The 21647-nt window shown below is 69.2% G+C and carries 19 protein-coding genes and 2 tRNA genes; 6 read left to right on the forward strand and 15 right to left on the reverse strand.

Going from position 1 to position 21647, the window contains the following annotated elements; translation table 11 throughout:
• Window positions 1–3: 3 nt before the first annotated feature.
• A complete protein-coding gene (locus tag E0F75_RS08930) occupies window positions 4–531 on the reverse strand; it encodes a peptidylprolyl isomerase (RefSeq protein WP_187621946.1) in 528 nt (175 codons plus the stop codon).
• A gap of 175 nt (window positions 532–706) precedes the next feature.
• On the opposite strand from E0F75_RS08930, the gene E0F75_RS08935 reads away from it, so the two are divergent.
• Entirely contained in the window at window positions 707–1417 is a 711-nt protein-coding gene (locus E0F75_RS08935) for a DUF5324 family protein (protein WP_187621947.1), read from the forward strand.
• Window positions 1418–1757: 340 nt separating this feature from the next.
• On the opposite strand, the gene E0F75_RS08940 is transcribed toward E0F75_RS08935, so the two are convergent.
• From E0F75_RS08940 to E0F75_RS08950, 3 genes are all read right to left on the reverse strand, one after another.
• Window positions 1758–2144: a DUF6344 domain-containing protein gene (locus E0F75_RS08940; RefSeq protein ID WP_187621948.1), complete on the reverse strand. Its 387-nt coding sequence runs from the start codon at window positions 2142–2144 to the stop codon at window positions 1758–1760.
• 176 nt (window positions 2145–2320) lie between these two features.
• Window positions 2321–3418, reverse strand: a complete 1098-nt coding sequence (locus E0F75_RS08945) for an acyltransferase (RefSeq protein ID WP_187621949.1) — start codon at window positions 3416–3418, stop codon at window positions 2321–2323.
• Between the two features lie 374 nt (window positions 3419–3792).
• A tRNA-Ala gene (locus E0F75_RS08950) sits at window positions 3793–3865 on the reverse strand.
• Between the two features lie 128 nt (window positions 3866–3993).
• On the opposite strand from E0F75_RS08950, the gene E0F75_RS08955 reads away from it, so the two are divergent.
• Both E0F75_RS08955 and E0F75_RS08960 read left to right on the forward strand, forming a co-directional pair.
• Window positions 3994–4542, forward strand: a complete 549-nt coding sequence (locus E0F75_RS08955) for a DNA-binding protein (protein ID WP_055601717.1) — start codon at window positions 3994–3996, stop codon at window positions 4540–4542.
• Window positions 4543–4603: 61 nt separating this feature from the next.
• A complete protein-coding gene (locus tag E0F75_RS08960; RefSeq protein ID WP_187621950.1) occupies window positions 4604–6010 on the forward strand; it encodes a serine/threonine-protein kinase in 1407 nt (468 codons plus the stop codon).
• A gap of 35 nt (window positions 6011–6045) precedes the next feature.
• Here the strand turns inward: E0F75_RS08960 and E0F75_RS08965 are convergent, their stop codons facing one another.
• From E0F75_RS08965 to dnaA, 11 genes are all read right to left on the reverse strand, one after another.
• Window positions 6046–7350 (reverse strand): hypothetical protein, encoded by a 1305-nt coding sequence (locus E0F75_RS08965; RefSeq protein WP_187621951.1) that lies wholly within the window; start codon window positions 7348–7350, stop codon window positions 6046–6048.
• 104 nt (window positions 7351–7454) lie between these two features.
• On the reverse strand, window positions 7455–7589 hold the full coding sequence (locus tag E0F75_RS08970) for a DLW-39 family protein (RefSeq protein WP_003958712.1): 135 nt from the start codon (window positions 7587–7589) through the stop codon (window positions 7455–7457).
• A gap of 158 nt (window positions 7590–7747) precedes the next feature.
• Window positions 7748–7821 (reverse strand) — tRNA-Ile (locus E0F75_RS08975).
• A gap of 109 nt (window positions 7822–7930) precedes the next feature.
• The gene (locus tag E0F75_RS08980) at window positions 7931–8497 is read right to left on the reverse strand and encodes a DUF3566 domain-containing protein (protein WP_187621952.1); all 567 of its coding nucleotides are present in this window, start codon (window positions 8495–8497) and stop codon (window positions 7931–7933) included.
• Window positions 8498–8603: 106 nt separating this feature from the next.
• On the reverse strand, window positions 8604–11225 hold the full coding sequence (gyrA, locus tag E0F75_RS08985) for a DNA gyrase subunit A (RefSeq protein WP_187621953.1): 2622 nt from the start codon (window positions 11223–11225) through the stop codon (window positions 8604–8606).
• 41 nt (window positions 11226–11266) lie between these two features.
• On the reverse strand, window positions 11267–13297 hold the full coding sequence (gyrB, locus tag E0F75_RS08990; RefSeq protein WP_187621954.1) for a DNA topoisomerase (ATP-hydrolyzing) subunit B: 2031 nt from the start codon (window positions 13295–13297) through the stop codon (window positions 11267–11269).
• Between the two features lie 335 nt (window positions 13298–13632).
• Window positions 13633–14196 carry a DUF721 domain-containing protein gene (locus E0F75_RS08995; protein WP_187621955.1) on the reverse strand — a complete coding sequence of 188 codons (564 nt, stop codon included), beginning with the start codon at window positions 14194–14196 and terminating at the stop codon, window positions 13633–13635.
• Window positions 14193–15314, reverse strand: a complete 1122-nt coding sequence (gene recF / locus E0F75_RS09000) for a DNA replication/repair protein RecF (protein WP_187621956.1) — start codon at window positions 15312–15314, stop codon at window positions 14193–14195. The genes E0F75_RS08995 and recF overlap by 4 nt, the downstream gene beginning before the upstream one ends.
• Before the next feature lie 60 nt (window positions 15315–15374).
• Window positions 15375–16253 (reverse strand): phosphogluconate dehydrogenase (NAD(+)-dependent, decarboxylating), encoded by an 879-nt coding sequence (gene gnd / locus E0F75_RS09005; protein WP_187621957.1) that lies wholly within the window; start codon window positions 16251–16253, stop codon window positions 15375–15377.
• Window positions 16254–16373: 120 nt separating this feature from the next.
• Complete coding sequence (dnaN, locus tag E0F75_RS09010; protein ID WP_030205035.1) at window positions 16374–17504, reverse strand: DNA polymerase III subunit beta; 1131 nt, start codon at window positions 17502–17504, stop codon at window positions 16374–16376.
• Between the two features lie 1115 nt (window positions 17505–18619).
• Window positions 18620–20398, reverse strand: a complete 1779-nt coding sequence (gene dnaA, locus E0F75_RS09015; RefSeq protein ID WP_187621958.1) for a chromosomal replication initiator protein DnaA — start codon at window positions 20396–20398, stop codon at window positions 18620–18622.
• A 396-nt stretch (window positions 20399–20794) separates the two neighbouring features.
• On the opposite strand from dnaA, the gene rpmH reads away from it, so the two are divergent.
• Genes rpmH through yidD form a run of 3 tightly spaced genes read left to right on the forward strand, consistent with a single transcriptional unit; the run spans window position 20795 to window position 21647 of the window.
• Window positions 20795–20932, forward strand: a complete 138-nt coding sequence (gene rpmH / locus E0F75_RS09020; protein WP_030205020.1) for a 50S ribosomal protein L34 — start codon at window positions 20795–20797, stop codon at window positions 20930–20932.
• A gap of 20 nt (window positions 20933–20952) precedes the next feature.
• Window positions 20953–21324 (forward strand): ribonuclease P protein component, encoded by a 372-nt coding sequence (rnpA, locus tag E0F75_RS09025; RefSeq protein ID WP_187621959.1) that lies wholly within the window; start codon window positions 20953–20955, stop codon window positions 21322–21324.
• Complete coding sequence (gene yidD / locus E0F75_RS09030) at window positions 21321–21647, forward strand: membrane protein insertion efficiency factor YidD (RefSeq protein ID WP_015034858.1); 327 nt, start codon at window positions 21321–21323, stop codon at window positions 21645–21647. The genes rnpA and yidD overlap by 4 nt, the downstream gene beginning before the upstream one ends.

Below are 21647 nucleotides of genomic sequence, written 5' to 3' on the forward strand. Positions count from 1 at the left end.
GCCTCAGCGCTTCTCGATCACCACGGACTCGATGACCACGTCCTGCAGCGGTCGCTCGGTGTGCGGGTCGGTCGCGGTGGCCGCGATCGCGTCCACGACCTTCCGGCTCTCCTTGTCGGCGACCTCGCCGAAGATGGTGTGCTTGCGGTTCAGCCAGGTCGCGGGAGCGACGGTGACGAAGAACTGCGAGCCGTTGGTGCCCGGTCCCGCGTTGGCCATGGCCAGCAGGTAGGGACGGTCGAAGAAGAGCTCCGGGTGGAACTCGTCGGCGAACTCGTAGCCGGGACCGCCCGTGCCGTTCCCCAGCGGGTCACCGGCCTGGATCATGAAGCCCTTGATGACCCGGTGGAAGACCGTGCCGTCGTAGAGCGGGTCCGAGGAGACCGTGCCGGTCGCGGGGTGCGTCCACTCGCGCTCACCACCGGCGAGCTCGACGAAGTTCCTGACCGTCTTCGGGGCGTGGAACGGCATCAGCCGCACCTCGATGTCACCCAGGCTGGTCTTGAGGATCGCGTACAGCTGCTCGGCCACGGTCGCCTTCCGTCCACGTCATGTCAGGTCATGCCACGTCTGTCTCTGGCGTGTCCGATCCTCGCATGCCCCGGATGCCCACCCCACATGCCGGACCTGGCTTCGGGGGGCATGATTCCGAAAAGGATGGAAAGGTGAAAAACCGACATCGTCGCCACCGAGGAGGAGGAATCCCGTGACCCGCATGGAGAGCGTGCGCGCCGCGTCAGATTCGGCGAAGGAGAGCGTCCTGCACGCCGCGGAAGTGGTGGCGCCGTACGCCGGCACGGCCAAGGACCAGGCCGCGCACTACGCCAACGAGGCGCGTGTGCTGATCGCGCCGAAAGTCTCGAAGGCCGCTCAACAGGCACGGGCGCAGGCTCGTGTGCAGTACGACTCGTATGTCGCACCGCACGTACCGCCGCGGGTCGACGCGGCCGCACAGCGTGCGGCGGTCAAGACCCGCTGGGCCTGCCGTCAGGCGGCCGATTACACCGTTCCACGTGTCGAGCAGGCGGTCGCCGCGACCGGTCCCGTCCTTGAGGAGGCCGGGTCGCGTTCGACTGCCGCCTGGGCCGCGCTGCGCGGTCAGGTGACACCGAAGGAAATCCAGAAGATCGTGAAGAAGCACGAGCGTCAGGCACGGGCCGGACGCCTCGCCAAGGGCCTCTTGGTCCTGGGCGTTCTCGTCGGCGGCGCGTTCGCCGCCTGGAAGTGGTGGGACAAGCAGGCCAATCCCGACTGGCTGGTCGAGCCGCCCGCTGCCACCGAGGTGGAGGAGGGTTCCGTACTGACGTCCTACGACGAGGGTGAGGATCCCCTCGACCCGGAGGTGGAGGCCAAGGAGACCGAGGCCGAAGCCGCTGCCGCAGCCAAGGAGGCCGCCGAACGCGACGAGCGCCGCTGACCGACCGGGGTACCGCTGGGTGCTGCCGAGGTCCTACCGGGTTCCACCAGGGCCCTGCCGAAGTCTGCCGGGGTCCTGGTTCCCGCGGGGTCCCGCGGGGTTCTGTCGAGTTCTGCGGGTTCTGCGAGTTCTGCGAGTTCTGTCCACAGGGGCCTGCTGGGTCCTGCTGTCGCGGGAGTCCTGCCGGGTCCTGCTGTCGCGGGAGTCCTGCTGAGTTCTACCGGGGTCCGGTTCGGCTCCGCGGAGGTGCTGCCGGGTCCTGCCGGGTCGTACGAAGTGGAGTCGTACGAAGAGGTGCGGATACGGGTGTGGGGAGTACGCATCGTCGGCTCCCCGCGCCCTACGCCGACGCGGCGAGCGCCAGCTCCGTCAGCGCGGCCGGCTCGTCGCTCTCGGCCACGACGGTCGCGCCGGCAGAGGAGCGGTGCCGGGTGGCGGGCGAGGAACCGTGGGCCTCGGCGGCGATGCGCTGCTTGATGGTGGGCGGCAGGGAACGGTCCCCGACGAGCGGCCACCGGTGCGCCCTCTGTGCCGGTACGGAGGCGAGCGCGGCCCGCTCCCCGGCGACGGGGGTCGTGGCGGCGGCGGGACCGGCCGGCTCCTCGGGCTGCTGGACGGCGGGCTGCTGGGTCGCGGCGGCGGTGCCCGCCAGGCCGACGGAGGCGAGCAGGGCGAAGAGGACGGAGATGAAGGCGGTCCAGAACTGCTTGACCTTGGCGGTGGCCATGGCCCCTCACTTTCGTGACGTTCTCGGATGGTTCATTTCGGATTGCGCGCTTTACGCACTTTCCTCATGATGTGGATGCGCGCCCGATTTCCACGGACCACCGCCGTCGGCGCGCAGTTCTTCCGATGAACACCACCCGTCCGGACCAGTGCGGCCCGGACGGCTCCCGCGAGGGACTAGGAGAGGCGCCGCTTGAGGTACCGGCTGAGCGGCTTCTCGACCACCTTGTGCACCAGGTAGGAGAGCACCAGCATTCCGGCGATCACCGAGCCGAGGAGCACCCACGGGTCGACGCCCCGCCGTGCGAAGTAACCGATGAACTCCCAGCCGATGACCTGGTGCAGCAGGTACAGCGGGTACGTCAGCGCGCCCGCGATCGGCAGCCACCGCCACTGGATCCACGAGAGCTTCCCGGTCGCGATCAGCGCCATGATCCCGAAGAATCCGCCCAGCAGCACGATCACGGGCCAGGCGGCCCGCTCGCCGAGGAAGGTGAGGCGCTCGAACTCCTCGATGGTGGGGGCGAGGGAAGCGCAGAAGGAGACGCCGACGATGCCGAAGAGCAGCAGGTTCGGGCGGAAGCGGTACATCAGGTAGAACGCCATGCCGGCGATGAAGAACCAGCTGTACTCGGGGATCAGCAGCAGCCGCAGCGGTCCCGGAGGAGCCTTCGCGACGAGGAGCGTCGCCGCGCCCCAGACGCAGCAGAACGCGATCACGCGCTGGTAGGTGAGGCCGAACCAGGCCATCGCCGCGAAGAGGAGATAGAAGCGGAGCTCCGTGAAGAGCGTCCAGTAGACGGGGTCGACGTGGTCGACCCTGAGCGGCTGCTGGAGCATCGTCAGGTTGGTGAGGATGTCGTTCCACGGGAGGTGGCGACGCCCGCCGGGGATCACCATGACGGTGACCGAGGTCGCGATCACCGCGAACCAGTACGCCGGATACAGCCGCACGACACGGGAGACGACGAAGGCCTTCACCGGTCGGCCCCAGGCGCTCATGCAGATGACGAAACCGCTGATCACGAAGAACAGCTGGACGCCGAGATAGCCGTACGCCGATATGCGGAACGTCTCGGGGAATATCTCCCTGACCGGAGTCGGCCAGCCGCCGCCACGGGCCGTGAAGTGGTACACGACCACCATGAGCGCGGCTGCGAGGCGAAGCCCGTCGAGCGCGTAGAGACGCCCGGGGCGCCTGACCCCGAGGTTCGGCGCGACAACGGTCTCGGGCCGTATTCGGTTCGCGGGCAGCGCGGTTTGCAGCTGGTTCAACACTCGGAGATCCCCACCTAGGTCTGCGGCCGGAGAGCACCCGGGAGGCGCATGGGGTGTCAGCTCGGCGCAGTGAGCATAGGTTGCTCACAGATTCCGTACAACTTTCGATTTGCGTGATGTGCCACTCATCAAGTACGGAACGCGCCACACGAGAGCCCGGTCGACGACGTGGTGGACGATGCTCGCTCGCAGGGTCGAGGCCGGTCCGAGGACGATCCGAGGACGGTCACCGACCACAGGGTCCGACAGGGGAACGCATCCCACGCCAAGCCCTGCACAAGCGGGTGCCCTGGGACCGCGGCAGCACACCGAAACCGGGCGAAAAAACACCCCCCTGACCGCGTTTTCGCAGGTCAAGAGGGTGTTTGCCGTGGAGCCTAGGGGAGTCGAACCCCTGACATCTGCCATGCAAAGACAGCGCTCTACCAACTGAGCTAAGGCCCCGGAACGAGAACAGCGTACCGGGTCACCCCCCATGCCCGGCAAAAGGATTGGGACTCCCGGTCGGCGACCACTCTCCGTAAGATGCTGAGCGAGGTTCGCAGTGGCGAACCTAGGGATGGGGAGAAGAAATGGACGCAGCGCAGCAGGAAGCCACGGCGCGAGCCAGAGAGCTTCAGCGCAGTTGGTACGGAGAGCCGCTGGGGGCGCTCTTCCGTCGGCTGATCGACGATCTCGGACTCAATCAGGCCAGGCTCGCGGCCGTGCTCGGATTGTCCGCGCCCATGCTGTCCCAGCTGATGAGCGGCCAGCGCGCCAAGATCGGCAACCCGGCCGTCGTCCAGCGTGTCCAGGCGCTCCAGGAGCTCGCCGTACAGGTCGCCGACGGCACCGTCAGCGCCGCCGAGGCCACCGACCGGATGGACGAGGTCAAGAAGTCGCAGGGCGGCTCCGTCCTCACCAGCACCGGTCAGCCTGCCACCGGCTCGGGAGCTCCGACCGTCCGCCGCGTGGTCCGCGAGATCCAGTCGCTGCTGCGCTCCGTAGCCGCGGCGGGCGACATCATCGACGCCGCCGACTCCCTCGCCCCGGCCCACCCGGAACTGGCAGAGTTCCTCCGGGTGTACGGCGCGGGGCGCACCGCGGACGCGGTCGCGCACTACGAGTCGCACCAGAACTGAGGCGGCCGGCCGCCGGCCGGCATCGCCCACAGACGAGGCAACGGGGAGCGGACACAGCACGATGGGTGAGGTATTCGCTGGTCGGTACGAGCTGGTCGACCCGATCGGACGAGGCGGGGCGGGCGCCGTGTGGCGCGCCTGGGACCACCGGCGCCGCCGCTATGTGGCGGCCAAGGTGCTCCTGCAGAGCGACGCGCACACACTGCTCCGCTTCGTCCGCGAGCAGGCGCTGCGGATCGACCATCCGCACGTCCTCGCCCCGGCCAGCTGGGCCGCCGACGACGACAAGGTCCTGTTCACCATGGACCTGGTCGCCGGCGGTTCTCTGGCGCACGTCATCGGCGACTACGGCCCGCTGCCGCCCCGGTTCGTCTGCATCCTGCTCGACCAGCTGCTCTCGGGCCTGGCCACGGTGCACGCCGAGGGGGTCGTGCACCGCGACATCAAGCCCGCGAACATCCTGATGGACGTCACCGGGACCGGGCGGCCGCATCTGCGGCTGTCCGACTTCGGCATCTCCATGCGCAAGGGCGAGCCCCGCCTCACCGAGACCAACTACGTGGTGGGCACGCCCGGGTACTTCGCGCCCGAGCAGCTTCTGGGCGCCGAACCCGACTTCACCGCCGACCTGTTCGCCGTCGGTCTGGTCGCCCTCTATCTGCTCCAGGGCCGCAAGCCGGACTCGCAGGCCCTGGTCGAGCATTTCCTCACGCACGGCACTCCCGGCGCTCCCGAGGGCGTCCCGGAGCCCTTGTGGCAGGTGCTCGCCGGTCTGCTGCAGCCCGATCCGCAGGCCCGCTTCCGGACGGCCACGGGGGCGCGCAAGGCCCTGACCGCCGCCGTCGACATGTTTCCCGAGCCGCGCCCCGACGAGGAGCCGGTCGAGATCTTCGACCAACTCGGCCCCCTGCCACCCGGCTTCGGCCCCCAGGGCCCGACGGGCCCCGCCGGCACCGCCGCACCCACCGGCCCGGTCGGCGAGCCGGCCACGGCCGCCCAGAGCGCCTCCACCAGCGCCGCACCCGGCGTGACACCCGGCGCCGTACCGACGCCCGCCACCACGCCCGTACCGCCCCAGCAGCAGCCCCCACAGCCGCACTACCAGCCCCAGCACCCGGTCACCCCGGCCACGGCTCCGCTCGCCGCCCCGGCCGCGGCTCCCGCACCGATGCCCGGGCCCTCCGAGACGGGCAGCTTCCACCTGCCCCCGCCGGTCGGCCACCCGACCCCCTCCTTCGACCGGGCACCGACCTCGGCGGTGCCGTACGAACAAGCCCCTACTCATCCATACACCGCTCGACCCGTTCAGGTTCCCGCGCAGCACACCGCCCCCGTGGGGGCTCCGGCGGCGCCCTCGGCCCCTGCCCCGGTACGCAGACCGGGACCGCCCCCGAAGGTGACGATCCCGGTCCTGCTGCTCGCGCTGGTCTGCTTCGCGGTCGGCTTCTGGGCCCTCGCCCAGACCTGAGCCGCGCCGAGGCGGGCGAACGGGCCCACCCCGCCCTATGCCGCCGCCCGCCTCCGCGCCACCAGCGTCCATCCGCCGAGTCCGAGCAGCAGGATCGTCCCGCTGCCGATCCCGGCCGCGGCGACGACCCGCATGGAGTCGCTCCCCGATGCCGCCTGCGCCTCCGAGGCGCCCTTCTCCGCCGTCTCCTTGTCGTCGGCGGACACGCTGAACCGCCCCGGATCACCGTCGTACCCGGGCCCCGGCTTCGCGTTGCCCCGCAGCGAGACCCGCAGGGTCAGCGGCACCGTCTTGTCCCCGTACTCCTTCGCCATCGCCGGGTTGAGCGTGGCCGACAGGTAGTACCAGCCCGCGAAGCGCATCCCGTTGGTGGCCTCGTCGTACGAGCTGCGGTTCTCGTGGGCCACCGGTCGCAGCGCGTCGAGCGCGAGCGTCGCGGGCTTGCCGCTGTAGCTGACGGTGTTCTCGTCGACGTGGCCGAGCGCGGGGTTCTCCAGGGAGAGCACCAGCGCGTGGCCGATGTACTCGTCGCCGGTGGCGCTGCTGCCGAGTTCGGCGGTGGCGAAGAGCTGCTGCCCCCAGTCGACCGGCACCCGGTAGAAGAGCGTCTGGCCGGGCCGGATGTCGGACCGCCACTCGCCCTGTGTCAGCGAGGTGGCGTCGTGGACGCCGGAGCCGCCCTGACGCGCCCGCGGGCCCCCCGCGGGCGGCCCGGGCGTGCCGGAGGCCCAGACCTCGGGGAGCGCGGTCGGGCCGGCCTTCTTGAGCACGGGCTCGGACGCGTAGCGGATCTCCAGCTCCCAGTCGTCCGTGCTCGCCTTCGACTCGCGCTCGACGAGGACGTAGTAGGCGCCGGCGCGCTGGCAGGTGGAGCTGTCGGCGTCGACGATGCGGCGGGCGTAGGCGGCGAGCGGCCGGGTGTACTCGCTGGAGGAGAAGTTCGCCTGCTGGTACCCGCATTCGGTGCCGGAGCCGTCCTGCATGCTCACCTTGAAGCCGTCGCCGTACTCGACCTTGCCGCCGGCCTTGGGCACCGCGACGACGGAGACGTACGCGTTCTGCTGATCGAGGTTGACCCGGTAGTAGACCTTGCCGTTCCTCTTGAGCGTGTCGCGGTAGGTCTGCCTGGTCTTCAGCTCCACGGCGTCCGAGCTCGAGGCGGCGCCCTGGATGCGCTGGGCCGAGCTGTCGAAGGTGTACGGCGGGACCGCACCCCCGGCGACCGCACTCCCGGCGGCCGCGGCCGCCGTCTGCCCGGGAAGCGCCACGACCGCTCCCACCGCCGCGGCCGCCGTGATCAGGGCCCCCGCCCTGCGGCCGATGCCGGCCTGCGTCTTCACGCGCTGCTCCTCTTCACTTAAGCAAGTCGACAATTTGCTCAGGCAAAGCGAAGCCCCGGCCCGCTCTCGCGCGGCCGGGGCTTCACCCACAGACGGTTTTCGTCTCAGACACCGGAACCTGCGGGCACGGAGTCGGTCGCCTCCGTCCACAGATCCTGCTCGGCGCGATCCGCCTGGATCTGGCGGTACACGAGGAGCCCGCCGATGGCGGCCAGTGCGACCAGGAGAAGCTTCTTCACCGCGCGACCTCGTCTTTCGTTGACGTAGGAGACTTCTGACGCCCACTCTACACATCGACCGATACCGATCGGTGACCTGTGCGAGGTTCAAACCTTCCAAGGCCCCCGGACAAACAGATCGACCCGGACGGAGGAACCGTCCGGGTCGATCGACACTGTGGGGCTAACAGGATTTGAACCTGTGGCCTCATCCTTATCAGGGATGCGCTCTAACCAACTGAGCTATAGCCCCGCCGCGCTCTGCGGTGTATGTCCCGCGCGCTGACTCCTGAACATTAGCGCACAGGGGGGCCAGTCCCAAAATCGGTAACCGACCGGCCCCCTCGCAGGTCACTCGCCCGTCACTCGTCCTCGGCGAGCGTGAGCTCCACGCCGCCCACGAAGCCGGCCGACAGGTTGTAGATGAACGCGCCCAGCGTCGCCAGCGCGGTCATCAGGACCACGTCGATCACGGCGATCACCGAGGTGAACATCAGCACCCGCGGCAGCGACAGGAACGACTGCAGATCGAAGCCGTTGGACTCGTTCGAGCCCGTGGCCTCGCTGATCGTGCCGCCGACCGTCGAGAAGACGCCCATGGCGTCCATGACCATCCACAGCACAGCCGCCGCGACGATCGTGCAGATGCCCAGTGCGATGGAGAGCAGGAAGCTCACCTTCATCACCGACCACGGGTCGGCCTTCGCCACCCGCAGCCGCGCCTTGCGCGTACGGGGCGTCGTGCGGGCCCCCGTACGCGGCCGGCGCACGGCACCGGTCTGACCGCCCGCCGTACCGCCCGACGCCGGAGCGCCGTACGCCTGCGGCGGGTGGTAGGGCGCCCCCGGCTGCTGCGCACCCGTGCGCTCGCCGGGCAGCGGCCCGTTGTAGCTCTCGTACGAGGGCTGCTGCCCCCGAGTGTCCGTCACCGCAACCCCCTGGGAGTCCGTGGCGGAGCCACGGGCGCCGTTCGCTCCAGCACCAGCAGAAGCTCCGGCAGCCGCCGATCCGGCGCCCGTGGCTCCACTCACGCTCTTACTCCTCGTGCTCCCCGGCCGAGGGCTCCGTGCCCTCGACTGCCTCGGTCTCGACCACGACGGTCTCGACCACCGCCGCCTCGGACGCCTCCACGGCGCCCTCGGCGTCGTCGATGTCCTCGTCCTCGCCACCGGCCTCGGCGTTCCGTGCGATGCCGACGACGGCATCGCGCTTGCCCAGGTTGATCAGCTGGACGCCCATGGTGTCACGGCCGGTCTCCCTGACTTCGTTGACTCGCGTACGAATCACACCGCCGGACAGCGTGATGGCGAGGATCTCATCCGTCTCCTCGACCACCAGCGCGCCCACGAGCGAGCCTCGGTCCTCCACGATCTTGGCGGCCTTGATACCGAGGCCGCCACGGCCCTGGACGCGGTACTCGTCGACGGGGGTGCGCTTCGCGTACCCGCCGTCGGTCGCGGTGAAGACGAACGTACCCGGCCGGACGACATTCATCGAGAGCAGCTCGTCGTCCTCGCGGAAACTCATCCCCTTGACGCCCGAAGTGGCGCGTCCCATCGGGCGCAGCGCGTCGTCCGTGGCCGTGAAGCGGATCGACTGCGCCTTCTTGCTGACGAGGAGCAGATCGTCCTCGGACGAGACCAGCTCCGCCCCGATCAGCTCGTCGTCGCTACCGTCCGCCGCCTCACGGAGGTTGATCGCGATGACACCGCCCGAACGCGGCGAGTCGTAGTCCTTCAGCACGGTCTTCTTGACCAGGCCGGCCTTGGTGGCGAGCACCAGGTACGGCGCGGCCTCGTAGTCGCGGATCGCCAGGATCTGGGCGATCTGCTCGTCCGGCTGGAAGGCCAGCAGGTTGGCCACGTGCTGGCCGCGCGCGTCCCGGCCGGCGTCGGGCAGCTCGTACGCCTTGACGCGGTAGACCCGGCCCTTGTTGGTGAAGAAGAGCAGCCAGTGGTGGGTGGTGGAGACGAAGAAGTGGTCGACGATGTCGTCCTGCTTCAGCTTCGTGCCCCGCACGCCCTTGCCGCCGCGCTTCTGCGAGCGGTAGTCCTCGGTCTTCGTCCGCTTCACGTAGCCACCGCGCGAGATGGTGACGACGATGTCCTCCTCGGCGATCAGGTCCTCGATGGACATGTCACCGTCGAAGGGCACGAGCTTGGACCGGCGGTCGTCGCCGAACTTCTCGACGAGCGCGGCCAGCTCCTCGCTGACGATCGCGCGCTGGCGCTCGGGCGAGGCCAGGATCGCGTTGTACTCGTTGATCTTGGCCTGGAGTTCGTCGTGCTCGGCGACGATCTTCTGGCGCTCCAGGGCGGCGAGCCGGCGGAGCTGCATCTCCAGGATCGCGTTGGCCTGGATCTCGTCGATCTGGAGCAGGTCCATCAGGCCGCCGCGGGCGATCTCGACCGTGTCGCTGCGCCGGATGAGCGCGATGACCTCGTCGATCGCGTCGAGCGCCTTGAGCAGACCGCGCAGGATGTGGGCGCGCTCCTCGGCCTTGCGCAGCCGGAACTTCGTCCGGCGGACGATGACCTCGATCTGGTGCGTCACCCAGTGGCGGATGAACGCGTCCAGCGAGAGGGTGCGCGGCACGCCGTCGACGAGCGCCAGCATGTTCGCGCCGAAGTTCGTCTGCAGGTCGGTGTGCTTGTACAGGTTGTTGAGGACGACCTTGGCGACGGCGTCGCGCTTGAGCACGATGACGAGGCGCTGGCCGGTCCGGGACGAGGTCTCGTCGCGGACGTCGGCGATGCCGCCGACCTTGCCGTCCTTCACGAGGTCGGCGATCTTCTGCGCGAGGTTGTCCGGGTTGGTCTGGTACGGCAGTTCCGTGACCACCAGGCACTGGCGGTTCTGGATCTCCTCGACCTCGACGACCGCGCGCATCGTGATCGAGCCACGGCCGGTGCGGTACGCCTCCTCGATGCCCTTGCGGCCGACGACGAGCGCGCCGGTGGGGAAGTCCGGGCCCTTGATCCGCTCGATCAGGGCGTCGAGGAGTTCCTCGTGGCTGGCGTCGGGGTGCTCCAGCGCCCACTGCGCACCGGCCGCGACCTCGCGGAGGTTGTGCGGCGGGATGTTGGTGGCCATACCGACGGCGATGCCGGCGCTGCCGTTGATCAGCAGGTTCGGGAAGCGGGCCGGCAGGACCGTCGGCTCCTGGTTGCGGCCGTCGTAGTTGTCCTGGAAGTCGACGGTCTCCTCGTCGATGTCCCGGAGCATCTCCATCGACAGCGTCATGAGCTTGCACTCGGTGTAACGCATGGCGGCGGCCGGGTCGTTGCCGGGGGAGCCGAAGTTGCCGTTGGAGTCGACGAGCGGCATGCGCATCGACCAGGGCTGGGCGAGGCGGACGAGCGCGTCGTAGATCGAGGAGTCGCCGTGCGGGTGGTACGTACCCATGACGTCACCGACGACGCGGGCGCACTTGTAGAAGCCCTTCTCGGGCCGGTAGCCGCCGTCGTACATCGCGTACAGCACGCGCCGGTGGACGGGCTTGAGGCCGTCCCGTACGTCGGGCAGGGCGCGGGACACGATGACGGACATCGCGTAGTCGAGGTACGAGCGCTGCATCTCGGTCTCGAGCCCGACGGGCTCGATCCGCAGCACGGGCTCTTCTTCGGTGGTCCCGGTCGGGGTGGTTTCGTCGGCCATTGCTGGTCGTCAGTCCTTTCGTACGGTCAGCTGAGACCGACTCAGATGTCGAGGAAGCGAACGTCCTTGGCGTTGCGCTGGATGAACGAGCGGCGTGCCTCGACGTCCTCGCCCATCAGCACCGAGAACAGGTCGTCGGCCTGCGCGGCGTCGTCCAGGGTGACCTGGCCGAGTACGCGGTGCTCGACGTCCATGGTGGTGACGCGCAGCTCCTCGGCGTTCATCTCGCCGAGACCCTTGAAGCGCTGGATCGAGTCTTCCCTGATCCGCTTGCCGCTCTGCTTGCCCAGCTCGACGAGCGCATCCCGCTCCCGGTCCGAGTACGCGTACTCGAAGTCGTCCCGGCCCCACTTGATCTTGTAGAGCGGCGGGCGGGAGAGGTAGACGTGACCGGCCTCGACCAGCGGCCGCATGAAGCGGAAGAGGAAGGTCAGCAGCAGGGTGTTGATGTGCTGACCGTCGACGTCGGCGTCCGCCATCAGGATGATCTTGTGATAGCGGAGCTTCTCGATGTCGAAGTCCTCGTGCACACCGGTGCCGAAGGCCGAGATCAGCGCCTGGACCTCGGTGTTCTGCAGGATCTTGTCGATCCGGGCCTTCTCGACGTTCAGGATCTTGCCGCGGATCGGCAGGATGGCCTGGTACATCGGGTTGCGGCCGGACTTGGCCGAGCCGCCGGCGGAGTCACCCTCGACGATGAAGATCTCGCACTTGGCCGGGTCGTTCGACTGGCAGTCGGACAGCTTGCCCGGCAGCGACGCCGACTCCAGCAGACCTTTACGACGGGTCAGGTCGCGCGCCTTGCGCGCGGCCACGCGCGCGGTGGCGGCCTGGATCGACTTGCGGATGATGTCCGCGGCCTCGATCGGGTTGCGGTCGAGCCAGTCGTTGAGGTGCTCGTAGACCGCCTTCTGGACGAAGGTCTTGACCTCCGTGTTGCCCAGCTTGGTCTTGGTCTGGCCCTCGAACTGCGGCTCGCTCAGCTTGACCGAGATGATCGCGGTCAGACCCTCGCGGATGTCGTCGCCCGTGAGGTTGTCGTCCTTCTCGCGGAGCAGCTTCTTGTCGCGCGCGTACTTGTTGATCAGCGAGGTCAGCGCAGCGCGGAAGCCCTCCTCGTGCGTGCCGCCCTCGTGGGTGTGGATGATGTTGGCGAAGGAGTACACGCCCTCGCTGTAGCCGCTGTTCCACTGCATCGCGACCTCGAGGGACAGGGCCTTGTCCTTGTCCTCCGCCTCGAGGTCGATGACGGTGGGGTGGACCAGCTCGCCCTTGCGCGAGTTGAGGTACTTCACGAAGTCGACGATGCCGCCCTCGTAGTGGTACTTCACCGTGCGCGCGGCCGGCTCGGCGGCCGCCTCGGCGTCCGGGTCGTCGGCGCCGACCGTGGCCTTGGCGGACTCGCGCTCGTCGGTGAGCGTGATCGTCAGGCCCTTGTTGAGGAAGGCCATCTCCTGGAAGCGGCGCGAGAGCGTCTCGAAGGAGTACTCGGTGGTCTCGAAGATGTCCGGGTCGGCCCAGAACGTGACCGAGGTGCCGGTCTCGTCGGTCTTCTCGTGCTGCGCGAGGGGCGCGGTCGGGGCGCCCATCTTGTAGTCCTGCGTCCAGCGGTGGCCGTCCGTCTTGATCTCGACGGAGATCTTGGTGGACAGGGCGTTCACGACCGACACACCGACACCGTGCAGACCGCCGGAGACGGCGTACCCGCCGCCGCCGAACTTTCCGCCCGCGTGGAGCACGGTCAGCACGACCTCGACGGCCGGCTTGCCCTCGGAGGCCACGATGCCCACGGGGATGCCACGGCCGTTGTCGACGACGCGCACGGCGCCGTCGGCCAGGATCGTCACGTCGATGGTGTCGGCGTGGCCGGCCAGGGCTTCGTCGACCGAGTTGTCGACGACCTCCTGCACCATGTGGTGCAGACCGCGCTCGCCGGTCGAGCCGATGTACATACCAGGGCGCTTGCGCACGGCATCCAGGCCTTCGAGGACCTGGATGTTGCTGGCGGTGTACTGGTTGTTCTCGTTGGGGTCGCCGGAATCGGCCACGAAGCGCCCTTTCTGGCACAGCACAGGCCGTTCTCCGGGCATACGGGAGCGGCTGCGTCGTTCGACTTGTTCCGCAGGGTGGCGGGATTGTCTCCCAGTCTACCGGTAGCGCCGACAGTCATGGGGGTTTGCCGGTGCCTGAGTCCGCATGTGCCGCCCTGAGCGGGAGCCAAACGACTCCCCATATCCGGACAGGGGCTTCAGAGCCCCCTGACGGCCACCCAGCGCTTCGACCCGTAGCGCGTTGTGGGCATGCGTTCCGCAGGGCGGAGCGGGTGGGCTCAACGCGCAACCGCACGGCGCCCCCTGTCCGAACCCGCACTCCGAGACCGCTCCTGGCGGCCAGGCCGCCCGGCGCTCTAGCCGTACGTGTCGCCGGGCCCCACCGACCCCGGCGCCCGCAGCGGCCCGTACCCCCGCCGAGGCCCACCCGGCCCCAGCACCTTGATCATCCGCACGGTCCCGTGCCCGAGGTCCTCGTTGAGCCGCGCCACCAGCGTCGGCGCGAGCAGCCGCAGCTGCGTGGCCCACGCCGTCGAGTCGCACTGCACGGTCAGCACCCGCGCGTCCGGCTCGTCGTCGAACTTCACGGGTACGCAGTGCTTGGCCAGGTCCTCGCCGACGATCTGAGGCCAGCGGCCCATGACCCCGCCGACCGCCGCCGGTGTCTCCCAGCCCCGCTCGGTGATCAGCCGGTTGATCGCGGCGCCGAGCGCCATCGGGTCGCGCCCGTCGGCGCGCGCGCCGGAGCGCAGGCCGCCCCCGCGCCGGGCCTGCTTCTTCTGCTGGGCGGCGGCGCCCTTGGCCTTCGCCTGTTCCTTGGCGGCGCGCAGCGCGACCCGCGCGAGATCCACACCCGAGGGTTCGGGAACGGACGGCCCCGGAGGCGTATCCACAGGCTGGGGAAGGTTTTCCTCGCTCATACGCGCTCCACCGTCCCTCCGGCCACCTGGTACCGCGCCCCCGCGAGGACCCCCGGTACGTCGTCGTCCACAGCGGCCGTCACCAGGACCTGCTCGCCGCCCGCCACCAGCTCCGCGAGCCGCTCGCGCCGTCGCGCGTCCAGCTCGGCGAAGACGTCGTCGAGGACGAGGACGGGCTCGTTGCCCTCGGACCGCAGCAGGTCGTACGAGGCGAGCCGCAGCGCCAGCGCGTACGACCAGGACTCGCCGTGGCTGGCGTACCCCTTCGCGGGCAGCTCGCCGAGCTTGAGGAGCAGCTCGTCACGGTGGGGTCCGACCAGGGTGACGCCCCGCTCGACCTCCTGCTTGCGCACCTCGGCCAGCGCGGCGATCAGCTGTTCGTACAGCTCCTCGCGGGTGTGCCCGGTGCCCGGCGCGGAGGGCCGGTACTCCAGCAGAATCGGTCCGCCGCCGGGCGCGAGCTGCTCGTACGCCTTGTCCGCGAGCGGCTGCAGTACGGCGATCAGGTCGAGCCGCTGGGCGAGCAGCTCGGCCCCGGTCCGCGCCAGATGCTGGTCCCAGACGTCGAGGGTGGACAGGTCCATGCCGCGACCGCCGTGCCGGCGGGCCATCGCCGCGGACTTCAGGAGCGTGTTGCGCTGCTTGAGCACGCGCTCGTAGTCGGAGCGCACGCCCGCCATGCGCGGCGTGCGCGCCGTGATCAGCTCGTCGAGGAAGCGCCGGCGCTCGCCGGGGTCGCCCTTCACCAGGGCGAGGTCCTCGGGCGCGAACAGCACGGTCCGTACGATTCCGAGCACATCACGCGGTCTGACCTGCGAGGACCTGTTGATACGGGCACGGTTGGCCCGGCCAGGGTTGAGCTCGAGCTCGATCAGCTGGGAGCGCTCGCCCTGGGTGACGGCGGCGCGGACGACCGCGCGTTCCGCTCCCATCCGGACGAGCGGGGCGTCGGAGGCGACGCGGTGGCTGGAGAGGGTCGCGAGATAGCCGACGGCCTCGACCAGATTGGTCTTGCCCTGGCCGTTCGCGCCCACGAAAGCGGTGACGCCCGGGTCGAGCGGGACCTCGACCCGGGCGTAGGAGCGGAAGTCGGCCAGCGAGAGATGCGTGACGTGCATGGTTGGGCGCCGACCTTCTTCCCCCGGCGGCTGTGCACCGCGGGGTGCACAGCCTGTGGATTACTTCTTCGTCTCGACCGCGTGGCCACCGAACTGGTTGCGCAGCGCGGCGATCATCTTCATCTGCGGGGAGTCGTCCTGACGGGAGGCGAACCGCGCGAACAGCGAGGCGGTGATCGCCGGCAGCGGTACGGCGTTGTCGATGGCGGCCTCGACCGTCCACCGGCCCTCGCCGGAGTCCGACGCGTAGCCGCGCAGCTTGCCCAGGTGCTCGTCCTCGTCGAGGGCGTTGACCGCGAGGTCCAGCAGCCAGGAACGGATGACCGTGCCCTCCTGCCAGGAGCGGAAGACCTCGCGCACGTCGGTGACGGAGTCGACCTTCTCCAGGAGCTCCCAGCCCTCGGCGTAGGCCTGCATCATCGCGTACTCGATGCCGTTGTGGACCATCTTCGCGAAGTGGCCGGCGCCGACCTTGCCGGCGTGCACGGAGCCGAACTCGCCCTCGGGCTTGAGCGCGTCGAAGATCGGCTGGACCTTCGCGACGTCCTCGGCGGAGCCGCCGTACATCAGCGCGTAGCCGTTCTCCAGGCCCCAGACACCACCGGAGACGCCGCAGTCGACGAAGCCGATGCCCTTGGCCGCCAGCTCCTCGGCGTGCTTCTCGTCGTCCGTCCAGCGGGAGTTGCCGCCGTCCACGACGATGTCGCCGGGGGAGAGCAGGTCGGCCAGCTCGTCGATGGTGGACTGGGTCGCGGCACCGGCCGGAACCATGACCCACACGACGCGGGGCCCCTTGAGCTTGCCCACAAGCTCCTCGAGGCTGTGGACATCGGCGAGGTCCGGATTGCGGTCGTATCCGATGACGGTGTGGCCTGCGCGGCGGATGCGCTCACGCATGTTGCCGCCCATCTTGCCGAGACCGACGAGACCGAGCTCCATCAGAGATTCCTTAAGCGTCGTGTGCGGTTTACCCGGATCCGAGCCTACGCCCGGACCCGGGTGCACACCTGTGGGGTCAGCCGCTCAGGCGATTCCCCGAAAAGACCGACGTCAGCCGGCTCAGCCGCTGAGGCGCACCGGCATGATCAGGTACTTGTACGCCTCGTCCGCCTCGGCGTCCACGGCCGGCTTGCCGCTCAGCAGCGCCGGCTTGGTGGAGGTCGTGAAGGAGAGCTGGGCGACCGGGGAGTCGATCGCGCTCAGGCCGTCCAGCAGGAAGGTCGGGTTGAAGGCGATCGAGATGTCGTCGCCCTCGAGCTGCGCGTCGACGCGCTCCACAGCCTGTGCGTCGTCGCTGGAGCCGGCCTCCAGGATCAGCACGCCCTGCTCGAAGCTCAGCCGGACCGGGGTGTTGCGCTCGGCCACCAGGGCCACACGCTTGACGGCCTCGACGAACGGCGCGGTCTCGATCACCGCGACCGAGTTGAACTCGGTGGGGAAGAGCGTCCGGTACTTCGGCAGGTCGCCCTCGAGGAGACGGGTGGTGGTGCGGCGGCCCGCGCCCTCGAAGCCGATGAGGCCCTCGCCCTTGCCGGAGCCCGAGAGCGCCAGGGTGACCGTGTCACCGCTCGTGAGCGCCTTGGCGGTGTCCAGGAGGGTCTTCGCGGGCACCAGGGCGACCGCGGAGGCGTCCGGGGACTCCGGCTTCCACAGGAACTCGCGGACCGCGAAGCGGTAGCGGTCGGTGGAGGCCAGGGTGACCGTGTCGCCCTCGATCTCGATGCGCACACCGGTGAGCACGGGCAGCGTGTCGTCACGGCCGGCGGCGATGGCCACCTGCGCGGCGGCGGAGGCGAAGACCTCACCGGGGACGGTGCCGGTCGCGGTGGGCATCTCCGGCAGCGCCGGGTACTCCTCCACAGGCAGGGTGTGGAGGGTGAAGCGGGAGGAGCCGCAGACCACGGTCGCCCGTACACCGTCTGTGGAAATCTCCACCGGTCGGTTGGGGAGAGCGCGGCAGATGTCGGCGAGCAGTCGGCCGGAGACCAGGACGGTGCCGTCCTCCTCGACCTCAGCCTCGACGGAGACACGGGCCGAGACCTCGTAGTCGAAGCTCGAGAAGCTCAGCGCGCCGTCCTCGGCCTTCAGCAGAAGGCCCGCGAGAACGGGCGCCGGCGGACGGGCCGGGAGGCTGCGGGCCACCCAGGCCACCGCCTCGGCAAGTACGTCGCGCTCCACCCGGATCTTCACCGGAACCGCCTCCTGCTTGTTGCTGGCTCTTCGTCGACTGCGGGAACCAGTCTGACGTACGCCGCCGACACTCGGTGCTGCTCGGGGTCAAGTCGCGACAAGAGCGCGTCGGAGCTCCGGCGCCGAGTTGTGCACAGGCCCCACTTCGAAGCGGATTCCTAGCTAACTCTAAGTGGGAGTAGTAGTAGGGCCTGTGGAAACGGTGGATAACGTCGTTTTCGCAGGTCAGGCCCGGTTTTTTGTCCACTGCGCCTGTGGGTGGAGCCGGTGGACAACTGGGGTTCTCTGTGGACACCCAAAAGTTCTGCACACCCGGTACACAGGCCACGGGGAGTTCTCCCCAGCGCTGTCCCCAGCTTTACCCACGTTCCCCACAGCCCAACCGTCCCCCTTGGTGTGACGGCTTTCACTCGACGCGGTGAGAGGGGGCGATTCGTTGCCGAACAGTGGACAGGGGTGTGGAGAAGCTGTGGGCAACGGACCTCTCCCTGTGGGCAGCCAGTGGACAACCTTCGGGAGCTCCTGTGGACGAAAGTTCTGTCCACAGCCTGTGGAGATCTTTTACCAACAATTCCACAAGGGTCTGACCTGGGATGATGATCTGTCAGCAGTTCAGCCTGTGGACACAATCCGGATAACTCGACAGTCCCCACCCTGTGGACGGGAGATCATCCCGCAATCTGTGGAGAACCCGCCACCGGAACGGAGTAATCGAACAGCCCGACCCCCGGACGGGGTCCCGGCCGGCGGTCGCGAGCGCTCCGGGAGGGCTTCGGGAGGGCTCTTCGGCGTCTCCCGGAGGGCTCGGGAGCGGTTCCGGAAGGTCCTGGGGACGGCCTTACGACGGCTCCAGGAGAACTTCGCTGGAGCAGGAAGACCGCCTCAGAACCGCCCTCAGGGCCGACCCGGGACCGCCTCAGGACCGCCTCCGGACCGCCTCCGGACCGCCTCCGGACCGACCCAGGACCGCCTCCGGACCGACCCAGGACCGCCTCCGGACCGACCCAGGACCGCCTCCGGGAGTCCCGGGGAATGCCGGGGAATGCCGGGGAATGCCGAAGGGCGCCCCGGGAGGTGTCCCGGGGCGCCCTTCGGAGGCCGGCCGCAGCCGGCCGTCAGCCGTTCTTGATGCGGTTGGTGAGCTCGGTGACCTGGTTGTAGATGGAGCGTCGCTCCGCCATCAGCGCGCGGATCTTCCGGTCCGCGTGCATCACCGTCGTATGGTCACGGCCGCCGAACTGCGCGCCGATCTTCGGCAGCGACAGGTCCGTGAGCTCGCGGCACAGATACATGGCGATCTGCCGGGCCGTCACCAGGACGCGGCTGCGCGAGGATCCGCAGAGGTCCTCCACCGTCAGACCGAAGTAGTCGGCGGTGGCCGCCATGATGGCCGGTGCCGTGATCTCCGGCGACGAGTCCTCGCCGCCCGGGATCAGGTCCTTGAGGACGATCTCGGTGAGCCCGAGGTCCACCGGCTGGCGGTTGAGGCTCGCGAAGGCCGTCACCCGGATCAGCGCGCCCTCCAGCTCACGGATGTTCCGCGAGATCCGGGACGCGATGAACTCCAGTACCTCCGGCGGGGCGTTGAGCTGCTCCTGCACCGCCTTCTTGCGGAGGATCGCGATGCGCGTCTCCAGCTCCGGCGGCTGCACATCGGTGGTGAGGCCCCACTCGAAACGGTTGCGGAGCCGGTCCTCCAGGGTCACCAGCTGCTTGGGCGGCCGGTCCGAGGAGAGCACGATCTGCTTGTTCGCGTTGTGGAGGGTGTTGAAGGTGTGGAAGAACTCCTCCTGCGTCGACTCCTTGCTCGCGAGGAACTGGATGTCGTCGACGAGCAGGATGTCCACATCGCGGTAGCGCTTGCGGAAGGCGTCGCCCTTGCCGTCGCGGATCGAGTTGATGAACTCGTTCGTGAACTCCTCGGAGCTCACGTACCGCACGCGGGTGCCCGGGTAGAGGCTCCGCGCGTAGTGTCCGATCGCGTGCAGCAGGTGGGTCTTGCCGAGGCCCGACTCCCCGTAGATGAAGAGCGGGTTGTACGCCTTCGCCGGCGCCTCGGCCACCGCGACCGCGGCCGCGTGCGCGAAGCGGTTCGAGGAACCGATGACGAAGGTGTCGAAGAGGTACTTGGGGTTCAGCCGCGCGTGCTGCTCACCGGGCGCGCCGGAGCCCTGCGCGGAGGAGGAACCGTGGCCGCCGCCCGGGCCGCCACCCCCCGGACCGCCGGGCCTGGGACCGGGACGGGCGCCGTGGTTCTGCGGGTCGGGCAGCTCGGCGCGCTCGGGCCGCTGCTGCTCGTAGCCCCGGGGCGGCTCGTCGTACCGCGACGGCCGGGACTGCTCGGGGCCGGTCGGGCCGGTGTACGGAGCCCGCTCCTGGTAGCCGCCCAGCCGGGGCTGCTGCCAGGACAGGTCCTCCTGGGTGCGCGGCCAGGCGCCGGGGTCGGGGCGCTGCTGCGAGTAGTCCGGGTAGGCCGGGCGGGCGGTGGGCAGACCGTCGTCGGGCATCGGCCGGTGGCCGTAGCCGCCGTCGTACTTCTCGTACGGCTCGGGCTGCCGGCGCTCGTCGTAGCGAGGCTGCTGCGACTGCTGGAGCGGGGGCGCCGGCGGGGTCGGCTCGCCGACGGAGTCGTCGACGGTGATCGCGATCCGGATCGGGCGGCCGCACTCACGGCTCAGGGTCTCGCTGATCAGCGGGGCGAGCCGGCCCTCCAGGACGCGCTTGCCCCACTCGTTGGGTACGGCGAGGAGCGCCGTGTCGGCGACCAGGGCGAGGGGCTGGCAGCGCTCGATCCACTGCTTGTCCTTGGGCTCGATGCCTTGCTGGCCCTCTGCGAGGAGATGCTCGAGGACGCGTGGCCACACTGCGGCAAGATCAGCAGGAACGTCAGCCACGGGGCACGCTTTCTCGCAGGTCCCACGATGGTGTGGTTCTCGGGGGACGGGTGGGTCGATGTCCGTGAGGACAGATCCGTGAGGACAGGTAAGGACAGAACGGAAAAGACTGTGGAGTCCAACCACGGTAGTCGCGGCGGCTGACGTGGTTCAAGTTGTTGTCCACAGCCTGTGCACAATGGGAGGTGGCGACAGGTCGGTTTGACCGGATGGCGTAGCCGCGCGTACCGTGACCAGGTCGAGTTGTCGATGGCTGCTGCCGCCTGCCTCCGATGGGCAAAGATCACGGTTGTGAACGTGTAGCGGTGCACTCGGGCGTATTGCGAGCTACTCGTGGGCGCACGGTGACAGCCAGGCGATGTCCCGCCATCAACGAATCATTTCTGGAGCCCCCGAGTGAGCAAGCGCACCTTCCAGCCGAACAACCGTCGTCGCGCCAAGACCCACGGCTTCCGCCTGCGGATGCGTACGCGTGCCGGTCGAGCCATCCTTGCGAACCGCCGTTCCAAGGGTCGCTCTGAGCTGTCCGCCTGATCTGCTTAACAGGTCATGACGTGCTGCCTACCGAGAATCGGCTGAGGCGGCGCGAGGACTTCGCAACCGCGGTACGCCGAGGTCGCCGGGCCGGTCGCCCGCTCCTCGTCGTCCACCTACGCAGCGGTGCATCGAACCCGCACGCGCCTGGGGAGAGCGCTCCCCCGGCACGTGCGGGTTTCGTCGTGAGCAAGGCCGTGGGCGGTGCGGTCGTACGCAACCAAGTGAAGCGTCGTCTGCGCCACCTCGTCCGCGACCGGCTCGCCGAGCTGCCCCCCGGTAGCCTGGTGGTCGTACGGGCGTTGCCCGGAGCCGGCGACGCCGAATACGCACAGCTGTCCCGAGACCTGGACGCCGCTCTTCAGCGGCTGCTGGGAGGGGGCGCGCGATGAAGTACCCGCTGCTGGCTCTCATCAAGCTGTACCAGTGGACGATCAGCCCGCTTCTCGGGCCCGTCTGCCGGTACTACCCGTCGTGTTCCCACTACGGATTCACGGCCATCGACCGGCATGGCGCGATCAAGGGCACGGCCCTGACCGCCTGGCGCATCCTGCGGTGCAACCCGTGGTCGCCCGGCGGTGTGGACCATGTCCCCCCGCGTAAGCGCCCCCGCTGGCACGAAATGCTGAGGAACGCGCTGCGCGGCGACAAGGGCGGGTCCACCGCCGAGACGAGCCCGGCCGCAGAGACCTCGCCCAATGCTCAAGGAGCCTGA

Origin of the sequence: Streptomyces sp. CB02980 (genome assembly GCF_014451325.2) — a bacterium.
Lineage (GTDB): Bacteria > Actinomycetota > Actinomycetes > Streptomycetales > Streptomycetaceae > Streptomyces.